This is a genomic window from Azospirillum oleiclasticum, from assembly GCF_013423485.1.
In the GTDB taxonomy this organism is placed as follows: domain Bacteria; phylum Pseudomonadota; class Alphaproteobacteria; order Azospirillales; family Azospirillaceae; genus Azospirillum; species Azospirillum oleiclasticum.
Map to the genome: position 1 here is coordinate 33,221 of NZ_JABFFR010000009.1, position 12,601 is coordinate 45,821.

The window sequence follows — 12,601 nt, forward strand, 5'->3', positions numbered from 1 at the left end:
ATCGTCACGCGGCGCCCGCCCGTCAAGCGCCGCGCGGATTCGGATGTCACGCCGGGAACGCCATCCATGATCGACCAGACCGCATCCGCCGTGCCGCACGCCGCCGCCGACACGGACGGGCCGGAACCGGTCACCGCCCCGTTGCCGGAGGCGGTGCATCCCCGCGATCCCGCGCGGGTGGCGCTGTTCGGCATCCTCGCCATCGGCGTGCTGTTCGCCGTCTATTTCGGGCGCGACGTCCTGCTGCCCATCGCGCTCGCCATGCTGCTGAACCTGCTGCTGCGCCCGGTGGTGCGGGGACTGTACCGCTGGGGCATCCCGGACGGGCTCGGTGCCGCGGTCGTGGTCGCCGGGGTGACGGCGCTGCTCGTCTTCGGCGTATACACGCTGGCGGCCCCGGCGGCCGACTGGCTGCAGCGCATGCCGCGGGTGGTGACCGAGCTGGAGTTCAAGATGGGCGAGGTCCGCGAGGGCATCCAGCGCGCCCGCGAGGCCTCGCGCCAGATCGAGCAGATGGCACAGGACGCCGACGCGCAGGAGGTGGTGGTGCGCGGCCCCTCGCTGGTGCAGCAGGTGATGGACCGCACCCAGGCGCTGCTCGCCAACGTCGTCATCACGCTGGTGCTGCTCTATTTCTTCCTGGCCCGCGGGCGCCCGACGATGGAGGCGCTGATCGGCACCATGCGGTCCATCGACGACCGCGTGCATTACGCCATGGTGGCCGCCACCGTGCAGCAGCACATCGCCACCTATCTGGCGACGGTCACCATCATCAACATCGCGCTGGGCTGCGCCACCGCGGGTGCGATGTGGCTGATCGGGCTGCCCAACGCCGGGCTGTGGGGCACCGTGGCGGGGGTGCTGAACTTCATCCCCTTCCTCGGGCCCGGCATCACAGCCGTGCTGATCTTCCTGGTCTCCGTCCTCACCTTCGACACGCTGGCGGCAATGCTGGTGCCGCCAGCGGTCTTCATCGGCCTGACAACGCTGGAGGGCAATTTCCTGACACCGATGATCGTCGGCCGGCGGCTGTCGCTCAACCCCATCGCCGTCTTCGTGTCGATCCTGTTCTGGGGCTGGATGTGGGGCATGCCGGGGGCGCTGCTGGCGGTTCCGATCCTGGCCATCATGAAGATCCTGTGCGACGCGCACGAGCCGCTGCGACCAGCCGGCGCGCTGTTGGGATCCTAAGTCGCTTTCCCTTCCCCGCTCCGCCGTGGCATGGTCCGCCGCGGGTCGGATCGAAGGGGAAAACCGATGGATTTCGGCGGCTTCACGTTGTTCGTGATCGCGCTGGTGGTGTTCGCCCTGGCGCTCGTGGTGCTGGGCGTGAAGACCGTGCCGCAGGGATGGGAGTGGACGGTCGAACGGTTCGGCCGCTACACCCGGACGCTGCCGCCGGGCCTGCATCTGGTCATTCCGGTGATCGACGCCATCGGCAAACGGCAAGCCATGATGGAGACCGTCCTGGATGTCCCCCAGCAGGAGGTCATCACCAAGGACAACGCCATGGTCACGGTCGATGGCGTGGTCTTCTATCAGGTGATCGACGCGGCCAAGGCCAGCTACGAGGTCAACGACCTGCAATCGGCGATCATGAACCTGACCGTCACCAACACCCGCACGGTCATGGGCTCGATGGATCTGGACGAGCTGCTGTCGCAGCGTGACAAGATCAACGCCCAGCTCCTGGCCGTGGTGGACGACGCGACCACCCCCTGGGGCGTCAAGCTGACCCGCATCGAGATCCGGAACATCCAGCCGCCGCGCGACCTGGTGGACGCCATGGGCCGGCAGATGAAGGCCGAGCGCGAACGCCGCGCCGCCATCCTGGAGGCGGAGGGTCTGCGGCAGGCGGCCATCCTGCGCGCCGAGGGCGAGAAGCAAGCCGCCATCCTGCAGGCCGAGGGGCGCCGCGAGGCGGCCTTCCGCGACGCCGAGGCGCGCGAGCGCGAGGCCAAGGCGGAGGCCGAGGCGACCCGCATGGTGTCGGAGGCCATCGCCGCCGGCAACGTGCAGGCCATCAACTATTTCGTCGCCCAGCGCTACGTCGAGTCGCTGACGAAGCTCGCCTCCGCCCCCAACCAGAAGGTGATGTTCCTGCCGCTGGAAGCGACGGGGGTGATCGGAGCCATCGGCGGCATTGCCGAGATCGCGCGGGACGCCATGGCGAAGCCGGCCCCGGTCGCACCCGCTGCGCCCGCGGCCGAACCGCCACCGGACGACACGCCGCCCGCGGCCAAGGGCCCGTGGGGCTGACGGGAGCACGGACGACGATGGTCGAGTTCTGGCATTGGTTCGTGGTGGCGCTGGCGCTCGGCGTCGTCGAGATCTTCGCGCCCACCGCCTTCATCATCTGGCTGGCGGGTGCGGCGGCGGCGGTGGGTGTGGCGCTGCTGGTCTGGCCCACGATGGGTGGGGAGTACCAGTTCCTCATCTTCGCGATGATCTCCATCGCCGGGGTGGTGATCGCGCGCTTCCTGTTCCGCCGGCAGGAGCACGCTGCCGACGGCCTGCACCTCAACCGGCGGGCCGAGCAATACATCGGCACCCTGCACACGCTGGAGACCGACATCGTCAACGGTCACGGCCGCGCGCAGGTCGGCGACTCGCATTGGGCGGTCGAAGGCCCGGACATGCCGTCCGGCACCCGCGTGCGGGTGGTGGGCGTGAACGGCGTGGTGCTGAGGGTGGAACGCGCCCCTCTCCCGCAAGACGCGGGAGAGGGTTAGAATCGGCTCAATCCACCAGCGCTTCCAGCGTGTTGCGGACGACCGCGGCGATCTCCTGGGCCATCGGCCCCACGTCGATGTCGCGGCTGCCGAGGATGACGGACAGCTCGCGCTCGGTGGTGGGGGCGAAGCGGGCGATCTCCGGCAGCAGGTCGTCGGGCAGCAGCGCCTCGCGTGCCACGCCGCCGCGGGCCGCGGCCTTGTCGCGCCAGGCGCTCAGCTCCGCAACGATCGCCGACTCGATCTGCTTCGACTCCTCCTTGCGCCGCAGGTCCTGATACAGGACCAGGATCCGCCAGCCACCGTCGGCATAGGCGGTGTCGATGCGTTCGACCTCCACCGTACGCAGGAAAGCGGACAGCGTCTCCTGCGCGTCCTCCCGATCGGTGTCGGGAATCTGGAAGGTTCTGATCTCGGTGGTCATGGTGGCCTCACCTGCGCGACTCGACACCTTGGGGTGTAGCGCGTCCACCTTACGCGTTTATTGACGGCCGAAAAAAACGCCGGAAATTCAGAAGGGCGCCGCACCGTCGGCGATCGCCGCCGCCTGCACCAGATTGCAGCCACAGGTCGGGCATGGCAGGGACGCCAGCACCATGCGCCGCTGATCCGGCGTGAGGTCGGTGCCAAGGCCGGCCGCCGCTTCGGCGAGCGCGCGGCGGTGATAGGCGGTGGAGCCGCAGCCCTCGTCCAGCACCGCGCGCAGGTCGTTGCCGTCCACCACGCGGAACGCCGCCGCCGGTCGAGCCAGCCCGGTCGCCGCGGCACCGGCGAGAAGCGCACCGAAGGCACGAAGGGCGCCGCGCCGCCCGGCCCGATCCTTGTCCATTCCATCCTCCGTGACCCTTGGGTCAGGCGGCCAGCATGCCACGGGCCATTCATTCCGCAAAGCCGCAAGAACGCCACGGCTGCCCTGTTCCCTCCAGCATTGCCGGATGTCCGGCAAGCAAAGCCCTACGGCATAGCCTTGTCATGGAAACGACATCTTTGCGTGCATAGCACAATTTCGCCAACCGTGCTAAGGTGACCGCCGCCGACAACCCGTCCTGGTGCGGTCGGATGCCGAACAACGGAAGAGCGTGTCATGGAGTTCACGGTCAAGGACAGCCCGAACGCGACCGAACTTTTCCTGAGCGGCCGCATGACTTTCGCCGATCATGACAAGTTCCGGACTCTGATCGCCACCTTCGACCGCCCGGCGGGTCATGGCATGGTGTTCGATCTGTCGGGGGTGGAGTTCGTGGACTCCTCCGGCCTCGGGATGTTCATCATCGCCCGCGACACGGCGCAGAAGAAGAACCTGGAGTTCACCATCCGTGGGGCGCGCGACGAGGTGAAGCGGCTGTTCACCATCGCGAAGTTCAACAAGATGTTCAACATCGTGGATTGACATGGCCTCCGGATGACCGGCGCCTCCCCTCCCAACAGCCTCTACGGGATCGATCTCGGAATCCCGCTGGATGAACGCCGTGTCGTCATCGCCGATGAAAGCGCCTTCAACCGCAAGACCCTCGCCCGCTTCCTGCAGTGGGCGGGCATCCGCCGGGTGGAGTTCGCGGCCGACGCCGATGCCGTTCTGGGCACACTGGAGCGGTTCGACGCCGACCTGCTGATCCTCGACACCACCTTCGGGGGGCATGACGGCATTCCGTTATGCCGCCGCATCCGGCAGGACCCGCGCTTCCGCGACATGCCGATCGTCATGCAGAGCGCGCTGAACTCCGACCATCTGCGCACCGTCTGCTTCCAGGCGGGGGCGACCGACGTGATCTCCAAGCCGGTCAATCCCGGCGAATGCATCGCGCGCGTCCGCTACCATCTGGAGCGCCGAGCGCTGGTGCAGGAGCTGCGGTCCTTCCGCGAGCGCATCGAGCGCGACCTGCGCCAGGCCCGCGCCATGCAGCTGGCCCTGGTGCCGGAGCCGGCCGCCGTGGCGGCGCTGGCGGAACGGCGCGGGCTGGCCGTGGACGCGGTCTTCCGCAGCTCCGACGAGGTGGGCGGCGACTTCTGGACGATCGTCGAGCTGGACGACGGGCGCGTCGGGCTGTTCGCGGCCGACCTGTCCGGCCACGGCATCGCCGCGGCGATCAACGCCTTCCGGCTCCACACGCTGCTCGCCCGCGTGCCCGAGGGGGCGCTGGCCGATCCCGCCCTACTTCTGCACGACCTGAACGGGCGGCTGAACGAGATCCTGCCCGTCGGGCAATTCGCCACCGCCTTCTACGGCGTCTTCGACACCGCGGCCGATCAGCTGCTCTACGCCGCGGCGGGAACCACCAGCCCGATCCTGGGAAACGCGGCGGGGCTGCGCGCCATCGACAGCGCCGGCCCGCTGCTCGGCCCTTTCGCCGGGGCGGAGTACGAGAACCGCGTGGAGCCCTTCCGGCCCGGCGATCACCTGCTCGTCTATTCCGACGGCGTGACGGAGGCCCGCGACGCCTTCGACCGCATGCTGGGCGAGGCCGGTTTGCTGGACCTGATGGCGCGCGCACTGGCTGCGGCACCGGAGCGCCCGCTGCATCGCCTGATGGCCGATTTCGATGCCGACCACGGCCAGCGGCTGCGCGACGACCTGACCGCGATCTGGGTGGCGCGGCGCTGATCACGGTCGCATGCGACCCTTCGACGCGTGGCGGAGGGCGGCGCTTTACGACTTAATGCCGCAATGCAAACAAACCATCCGGACAGGGGTGACAGCATGGCTTCCATCATGATCAAGGTCGCGCGCGAAGGCCTTGTCAGCAAGGCTCTGAAGACCGCCGACGTCGGCCCGACCAGCGGCGATTCCATCGTTTACGAGATCCAGAACGTGCCCGACGGCGTGACCGTCGACGACGTCATCGCCGCCTTCAAGGGCTACAAGCCCGCCGACAAGGTGTACGAGCTGGACTGGGCGGCGCTGAAGGGTTGAGCTGACGGCGTTTCCGCGCCGGGCCGCCACCCAACCCTCCCCCATCTGATGACGGGGGAGGGCTTTTCTCCTCACCGCCGCGGCTTCGCGCGCGCGGTCGGCTCGGCCTCCAGCGGGTTGTCGGGCCAGTAATGCTTTGGGTACTGGCCTTTCAGGTCGGCCTTCACCTCGCGGTAGGCGTTGGCCCAGAAGCTTGCCAGATCGCGGGTGACCTGCACCGGACGGCGCGCCGGCGACAGCAGGTGCAGCAGCAGCGGCACCCGGCCGCGCGCCACGCGCGGCGTCTCCGCCAACCCGAACATCTCCTGCAACCGCACCGCCAGCACCGGCGTCTCCCCCTCGTAGTCGATGGGCACGCGCGAGCCGCTGGGCACCGTGACGTGGGTCGGCGCCTCCTCCTCCAGCCGCTTCTGCATGGCCCAGGGCAGCAGGGCGCGCAGCGCGCTGCCGAGGTCGAGACGCTCCAGGTGGGCGCGGCGCGTGAGGCCATCGAGATGCGGGACCAGCCAGTCGTCCAGCGTGTCCATCAGGGTGGCGTCGGACAGGTCCGGCCACTCCTCCCCCTCCATCCGACGCAGGAAGGCCACCCGCTCCCGCCAACGGCGCAGCTCGTCGGTCCAGGGCAGGCAGGCGAGCCCCATCTGGCGCACGCCTTCGGCCATCGCGCGCGCCACCGCGTCGGCGGGCGGCTTCGCCAGCCGGGTCTCCTTCAGCACCAGCGCGAACAGCGTGCGGCGGCGGCGGGCTTGCACCACCTCCTCCCGCGCGTCCCAGGTCACCTCCTCGGTCTCGGTGATCGCCTCGGCGAAGGCCTCCTCCAGCTCAGGCTGGGTCACGGGGGCGGCCAGGAAGACACGCGACTCGCGCACCGCGCCGTCGAGATCGGCGACCGCCAGCCAGTCCTCGGCCGACAGCGGCTCGGCCTGGGCGAAGAAAGCGCCGCGTCCGTTGGACAGGCGGTAGCTCGCCGCCTGCCCCCCTGCCCCGCCGCCCACTCCACCGCCCGGCCGCCGCTGGCCGATGCGGTCGGGATAGGCGAGCGCCACCAGCAGACCGGTCGCCCCGACGCTCCCCTCCCCCGCCCGCGCGCCGAGTTGCCGGCGCCAGATGCGGGCCTGCTTCAACGCCTGCTGCGCGCCGCCGCGGTCGATGTCGGCGAGGCGCCCCCGCCCCCCACCGTCTGCGGGCCCGTCCAGGGCACGCAGCGCCTCAACGCGAACGCGCAGGTCGGCGTCGCGCTGGCCGGGCCGGGCGCGCAGGATGTCGCGCTCCCCCAGCAGGGCCGCCAGTTCGCAGGCCAGCCCGCCCAGCCCCAGCTCCCGGCCCCGCAGCATCATGTGGGCGAGACGCGGGTGCACGCCGAAGCCGGCCATGCGACGCCCGTGCGGAGTGACGGCGTTGCGCCCGTCGAGCGCCCCCAGCTCCCGCAGCAGCTCGCGCGCCTGCGCCATGGCCGCGGCCGGGGGCGGGTCGAGCCAGGACAGCGACTCCGGCTCCGCCACCCCCCACTGGGCCAGCTCCAGCGCCAGCGGGGCAAGATCGGCGTCGAGGATCTCCGGCGTGCCGAAGGGGGCGAGCGCCCTTTGCTGCGCCTCCGGCCACAGGCGGTAGCAGACGCCCGGCTCCAGCCGCCCGGCACGGCCGCGCCGCTGCTCGGCCGCGGCCTGGGAGACCCGGACGGTGGCCAGCCGGGTCATGGCGCTGCGCGGGTCGAAGCGCGGCACCCGCATCAGGCCGGAATCCACCACGATGCGGATGCCCTCGATGGTCAGGCTGGTCTCGGCGATGGCGGTGGACAGCACCACCTTGCGCCGGCCGGGCGTGGTCGGGCCGATGGCGCGGTCCTGCGCGTCCGCCGACAGGTCGCCGTAGAGCGGCGCGATGTCGGTCTGCGGGCCGAGCTCCGCCGCCTCCAGCAGCGCCTGCACCCGCCGGATCTCCCCCACACCGGGCAGGAAGACCAGCGCGTTGCCCGGCTCCTCGCGCAGCGCCCGGCGCACCGCCGACGCCACCGCGTCCTCGATCCGCGCGCCGGGCGGCGGGGCGTCGAGATGGCGGGTCTCCACCGGGAAGGCGCGGCCCTCGCTGGTCACCATCGGGGCACCGCCGAGCAGGGCAGCCACCGGGGCCGCGTCCAGCGTCGCCGACATGACGCAGAGCCGCAGGTCGTCGCGGAGCGCTCCCCGCGATTCCAGGCAGAGGGCCAGCGCCGTATCGCCGTCGATGCCGCGCTCGTGGAACTCGTCGAACAGCACGGCACCCACCTCCGCCAGCTCCGGATCCTCCTGGAGCCGGCGCAGGAACAGGCCGTCCGTCACCACCTCGATGCGGGTGTCCGGGCCGACGCGGGTGTCGAGCCGCACGCGGTAGCCGACGGTGCGCCCGACCTCCTCCCCCAGCATCGACGCCATGCGGCGGGCGGCGGCGCGGGCGGCCAGCCGCCGCGGCTCCAGCACCACGACCTTGCGGCCGGCCAGCCAGGGCCGGTCGAGCAGGGCCAGCGGCACCCGCGTCGTCTTGCCGGCCCCCGGCGGGGCCTGGAGCACCGCGAGGCCGGGGCCGTCGAGCGCGTCCAGAAGCTCGGGCAGAACCGGATTGATGGGAAGGGAGGGGATCGCCATGGCCGCCTTGGTGGCGCGAAAGCCGCCTTCGCGTCAACCTCTGCCGCTGGCGTTGCACGCGCAAATGGGGGACACTGCGCACCGGCGCGCCGGGCGCCGGTCAAGGACGGGTCCTTCGTCATGCTGACGCTCTACACCTTCCCCACCCCCAACGGGCACAAGGCGTCCATCCTGCTGGAGGAGCTGGGCCTGTCCTACAAGGTCCACAAGCTCGACCTGATGGCGGGGGAGCACAAGAAGCCCGACTACCTGGCGATCAGCCCGATCGGCAAGATCCCCGCGGTGGTGGAGGAGCTGCCGGGCGGGGTGAAGCGCAAGCTGTTCGGATCGGGCGCCATCCTGCTGCATTTCGCCGAGCGCACCGGCCGGCTGATGCCACAGGGGGTGGAGGCGCGGGCCGACGCGCTGAGCTGGCTGATGCTGGGGATCAGCGACCTGGGCCCGACGGCGGTGGACATGTTCCGCTTCTCCGTCCGCGCGCCAGAGAAGATCCCCTACGCCATCGATCTGTTCAAGGGCGAGCTGATCCGCTGCTACGACGCCATGGAGGGCCGACTGGCGGAGCGGGAGTATCTGGCCGACGAGTATTCGATCGCCGACATCGCCTGCTTCCCCTTCATCGCCGTGGCCGCCGTGGCCAACGCCGCGCTGCTGGAACGCTACCCCAACATCAAGCGCTGGCACGACACGCTGTCCGCCCGCCCGGCCGTGCAGCGCGGCATGGCCGTGCCCGAGTGACCGCAGCGCCCGACTGAAAGCAGCCCAGGAAGCCGCCGCCGCATGCCCGTCGTGAACCGCATCGCCGACTTCCACGCCGATATGACGGCGTGGCGCCGCGACCTGCACGCCCACCCCGAGCTCGCCTACGAGGAGCACCGCACCGCCGACATGGTGGCCTCGAAACTGGCGGAGTTCGGCATCGGGGTGCGGCGCGGGCTGGGCGGCACCGGGGTGGTCGGCACGCTGCGCGGCAGCGGCGGCGGCGGCCGCGCCATCGGCCTGCGCGCCGACATGGACGCCCTGCCGATCCAGGAGGCGAACGACGTTCCCCACGTGTCGCGCAATCCCGGCCGCATGCACGCCTGCGGCCACGACGGGCACACCACCATGCTGCTGGGTGCCGCCCGCTATCTTGCGGAAACCCGGAATTTCGACGGCACCGTGCACTTCATCTTCCAGCCGGCGGAGGAGGGACGCGCCGGCGCCCGCGCCATGATGGCGGACGGGCTGTTCCGCGAGTTCCCGGTGGAGGCCGTCTACGGCCTGCACAACTGGCCGGAGCTGGAGCCGGGCACCATGACGGTGCATGACGGCCCGGTCATGGCCGCCGCCGACCAGATCGAGATCACCGTCACCGGGCAAGGCGCCCACGCCGCCATGCCACATCTGGGCGTCGATCCCATCGCCGTGGCGGCGCAGATCGTGACCGCCGCGCAGACGCTGGTCAGCCGGAGCACGGACCCGCTGGACGCCGCGGTCCTGTCCATCACCACCATCAACGCCGGCAGCACCTTCAACGTCATCCCGGCCGAGGCCCGCTTGACCGGCACCGTGCGCAGCTTCCGCCCGGAGACCCAGGACCGGTTGGAGGCGCAGTTGCGCCGCCTCGTCACCGGCATCGCCGCGGCGATGGGCGCCACGGCCGATCTCGTCTACCGCCGCGGCTACCCGGTCACCCGCAACAGCGCGGCGGAGACGGAGGTCGCCGCCGGTGTCGCCGCCCGGCTGGTCGGCGCGGAGCGGCTGCGCCGCGATCTGCCCCCGTCCATGGGAGCGGAGGATTTCGGCTTCATGCTGGCGGAAATCCCCGGCTGCTACGCCTGGATCGGCCAGGGCGGGTCGGCGCTCGGCTGCACGCTGCACAACCCCCGCTACGACTTCAACGACGACATCCTGCCGCTGGGCGCCAGCTACTGGGCCACGCTCGTCGAAACCACCCTGCCGCGGAGCCCCTGACCGCCCATGCGCCGCCCTGCCTTGCGCCACCTTGTCATTCCCGCGCTCCTGCTGTCTCTGGCGCTGGCCGGCTGCGCCTCGTCCGGCGACGGCGGCTCCGCCGACCGCCCGCTGGTCCCCGCCGACGCCGAGCCCGGCACCTACTGGCAGGGGGAGCGCAGCCAGTCCGCCGAGCGCGCCCAGCTCGTCGCCCGCAGCGACCGCGAGTGGACGGAGCTGTGGGCCCGCGTCGGCCAGGAACCGCCCAGCCGCGGCCTGCCCGGCGGGCGCATGGCGGTGGGCATCTTCCTCGGCTACCGCGACACCGGCGGCTATGGCGTGACCATCGAGCAAGTCGCGGTGAAGGACGGCGCGCTGGTGGTGAACTACCGCGAGCGCGTGCCGGGTCCGACAGCGGCGGTGGTGCAGGCGATCACATCGCCCTTCGCCGTGCGGCTGGTGCCGGCGGCGGAGGGGACGGCGAAGTTCGTAAGGGTGCGGTGAGGTCGTCGGCCTGAGCCCCCACCCAACCCTCACGTCCCCGCCCGCGGGTCCAGCGCGTCCTGCAGGCCGTCGCCCAGCAGGTTGACGGCGATCACCGTCAGGAAGATCAGCAGCCCCGGCCACACCGCCAGCATCGGCGCCGACACCACCAGATCCTGCGCGCCGGTCAGCATGTTGCCCCAGGAGGGCAGCGGCGGCTGGATGCCGAGGCCGAGGAAGCTCAGCACCGATTCCAGCAGGATGGTGTTGCCCACCGTCAGCGTCGTCGCCACCACCGCGGGGGCGGCGACGTTGGGCAGGATGTGGGCCAGCATGATGCGCCGGCTGTCCGCCCCCAGCGCGGTCGCGGCCCGCACATAGTCGCGGCGCTTGGTCGCCAGGGTCGCCCCGCGCACGAGACGCGCTACGGTCGTCCAGCCGAACAGCGCCACCAGAACCACGATGCGCAGCAGGCTCGCCCCCTCCGCCCCCGCCACATCCGCCGGCACGCCGAGCCGGGTCAGATCCACCGCCGCCAGCACGATCAGCAGCGGCAGCAGCGGCAGGGCGATGAAGCCGTCGGTGACGCGCATCAGCAGCGCGTCGAAGCGCCCGCCGAAATAGCCGGCGACCAGCCCGACCGCGGTGCCGATCAGCCCCGCCGCCAACGCCGCCGCCACCCCCACCGCCAGCGACACCCGGCCGCCATGGAGCAGCCGCAGCAGCACGTCCCGCCCCAGTTCGTCGGTGCCCAACGGGTGCTCCGCCGAGGGCGGGGCGAAGCGGTCGAGCAGTCTGATGGCGGTGGGATCGATGCCCAGCGCCGATTCCACCAGCGGGGCCGCGATCACCGCGGTGGTGAGCAGCGCGAGCAGAACGGCACTCGCCACCGCCAGCCGGTGCCGCGCGAAACGCCGCAGGCCCCTCATCGCCGCCCCCTCATCGCGGCTCCGCCCGGAAGCTGATGCGCGGGTCGAGTGCGGCGTAGGCCACGTCGGCCAGCAAATTGCCCAGCAGCGTCATGGCGGTCGCCAGCAGCAGCGCCACCAGCGCCACGTTGTAGTCGTTGCCCATGATGCTGTCGTAGATCAGCTTGCCCATGCCGGGCCAGGCGAACATCGTCTCCGTCACCAAGGCACCGGAGAACAGCGCCCCGAACTCCAGCGCCATGATGGTGACCACGGGGATCAGCGCGTTGCGCAGCGCGTGCCGCCACACCACCCGCCGCTCGGTCATGCCCTTGGCGCGGGCGGTGCGGATGTAGTCCTGCCGCAGCTCCACCAGCATGGCCGAGCGGACATAGCGGGTGTAGCCGCCGACGCTGGCGATGGCCAGGGTCGCCACCGGCAGGGCGGCGTGGCGCAGCCCGTCCACCCAACTCCCGCCGCCCACCGGCGCCATGCCCGACGCCGGCAGCCATTGCAGCGTCACCGCGAACAGCAGGATCAGCAGCAGGGCCAGCCAGAAGGGCGGCACCGAGATGCCGGCGAAGCACAGCAGATTCACCGCGTCGTCGGCCAGCGACCAGGGCCGCCGCGCCGCCGCCACCCCCAGCGGCAGGGCCAGCGCCACCGCCAGCAGGAAGGCCGCCCCCAGCAGGATGCCGGTGTTGACCAGCCGCGGCCCGATCACCTCCGGCACCGGGCGGGAGAACAGCCGCGAATAACCGAAATCCCCCTGAACCGCACCGCCGAGCCAGTGCAGGTAACGCTCCACCGGCGGCCGGTCGACGCCGTACACCGCCCGCAGCCGCGCCGCGTCCGCCGGGGTGGCGTGCGGGTTGCCGGCCAGCATCAGGTCGACCGGGTCCCCCGGCATCAGCCCGATCAGCGCGGTCACCAGAAAGCTCATGACCAGCAGCACGACGATGGCCTGGAGCAGGCGGGACACGAGGAAGCGGGTCATGGAAAACCCTCTCC

14 protein-coding genes are annotated in these 12,601 nt (G+C 71.2%); 9 read left to right on the forward strand and 5 right to left on the reverse strand.

The genetic code is table 11. The features are described from left to right. The first annotated feature begins 66 nt into the window (after nt 1-66). From HL658_RS12160 to HL658_RS12170, 3 genes are all read left to right on the forward strand, one after another. Nucleotides 67-1,191, forward strand: coding sequence for an AI-2E family transporter (locus HL658_RS12160; RefSeq protein ID WP_180282242.1), 1,125 nt, complete (start codon nt 67-69; stop codon nt 1,189-1,191). Nucleotides 1,192-1,257: 66 nt separating this feature from the next. Next, nucleotides 1,258-2,259, forward strand: coding sequence for an SPFH domain-containing protein (locus HL658_RS12165; RefSeq protein ID WP_180282243.1), 1,002 nt, complete (start codon nt 1,258-1,260; stop codon nt 2,257-2,259). A gap of 17 nt (nt 2,260-2,276) precedes the next feature. Continuing rightward, on the forward strand, nt 2,277-2,732 hold the full coding sequence (locus tag HL658_RS12170) for an NfeD family protein (protein WP_180282244.1): 456 nt from the start codon (nt 2,277-2,279) through the stop codon (nt 2,730-2,732). Between the two features lie 7 nt (nt 2,733-2,739). On the opposite strand, the gene HL658_RS12175 is transcribed toward HL658_RS12170, so the two are convergent. Both HL658_RS12175 and HL658_RS12180 read right to left on the reverse strand, forming a co-directional pair. Further along, complete coding sequence (locus HL658_RS12175) at nt 2,740-3,156, reverse strand: HRDC domain-containing protein (RefSeq protein ID WP_180282245.1); 417 nt, start codon at nt 3,154-3,156, stop codon at nt 2,740-2,742. A gap of 87 nt (nt 3,157-3,243) precedes the next feature. Further along, a complete protein-coding gene (locus tag HL658_RS12180; RefSeq protein WP_180282246.1) occupies nt 3,244-3,561 on the reverse strand; it encodes a hypothetical protein in 318 nt (105 codons plus the stop codon). Between the two features lie 255 nt (nt 3,562-3,816). On the opposite strand from HL658_RS12180, the gene HL658_RS12185 reads away from it, so the two are divergent. The 3 genes from HL658_RS12185 to HL658_RS12195 all read left to right on the forward strand — a co-directional run bounded on the left by HL658_RS12185 (nt 3,817) and on the right by HL658_RS12195 (nt 5,643). Further along, complete coding sequence (locus HL658_RS12185) at nt 3,817-4,122, forward strand: STAS domain-containing protein (RefSeq protein WP_180282247.1); 306 nt, start codon at nt 3,817-3,819, stop codon at nt 4,120-4,122. 12 nt (nt 4,123-4,134) lie between these two features. Then, nucleotides 4,135-5,334 (forward strand): PP2C family protein-serine/threonine phosphatase, encoded by a 1,200-nt coding sequence (locus tag HL658_RS12190; protein ID WP_180282248.1) that lies wholly within the window; start codon nt 4,135-4,137, stop codon nt 5,332-5,334. Between the two features lie 96 nt (nt 5,335-5,430). After that, nucleotides 5,431-5,643 (forward strand): hypothetical protein, encoded by a 213-nt coding sequence (locus HL658_RS12195; RefSeq protein ID WP_180282249.1) that lies wholly within the window; start codon nt 5,431-5,433, stop codon nt 5,641-5,643. A 71-nt stretch (nt 5,644-5,714) separates the two neighbouring features. On the opposite strand, the gene hrpB is transcribed toward HL658_RS12195, so the two are convergent. Next, complete coding sequence (hrpB, locus tag HL658_RS12200; protein ID WP_180282250.1) at nt 5,715-8,264, reverse strand: ATP-dependent helicase HrpB; 2,550 nt, start codon at nt 8,262-8,264, stop codon at nt 5,715-5,717. Between the two features lie 120 nt (nt 8,265-8,384). On the opposite strand from hrpB, the gene HL658_RS12205 reads away from it, so the two are divergent. From HL658_RS12205 to HL658_RS12215, 3 genes are read left to right on the forward strand one after another with little or no spacing between them, the layout of a single operon-like run. After that, nucleotides 8,385-9,002, forward strand: a complete 618-nt coding sequence (locus tag HL658_RS12205) for a glutathione S-transferase family protein (RefSeq protein WP_180282251.1) — start codon at nt 8,385-8,387, stop codon at nt 9,000-9,002. Nucleotides 9,003-9,044: 42 nt separating this feature from the next. After that, complete coding sequence (locus HL658_RS12210; protein ID WP_180282252.1) at nt 9,045-10,220, forward strand: M20 aminoacylase family protein; 1,176 nt, start codon at nt 9,045-9,047, stop codon at nt 10,218-10,220. A 6-nt stretch (nt 10,221-10,226) separates the two neighbouring features. Continuing rightward, complete coding sequence (locus tag HL658_RS12215) at nt 10,227-10,703, forward strand: protease complex subunit PrcB family protein (protein ID WP_180282253.1); 477 nt, start codon at nt 10,227-10,229, stop codon at nt 10,701-10,703. Between the two features lie 29 nt (nt 10,704-10,732). Here the strand turns inward: HL658_RS12215 and HL658_RS12220 are convergent, their stop codons facing one another. Further along, entirely contained in the window at nt 10,733-11,611 is an 879-nt protein-coding gene (locus HL658_RS12220) for an ABC transporter permease (RefSeq protein WP_180282254.1), read from the reverse strand. 10 nt (nt 11,612-11,621) lie between these two features. After that, complete coding sequence (locus HL658_RS12225; RefSeq protein ID WP_180282255.1) at nt 11,622-12,587, reverse strand: ABC transporter permease; 966 nt, start codon at nt 12,585-12,587, stop codon at nt 11,622-11,624. Between the last annotated feature and the right edge of the window lie 14 nt (nt 12,588-12,601).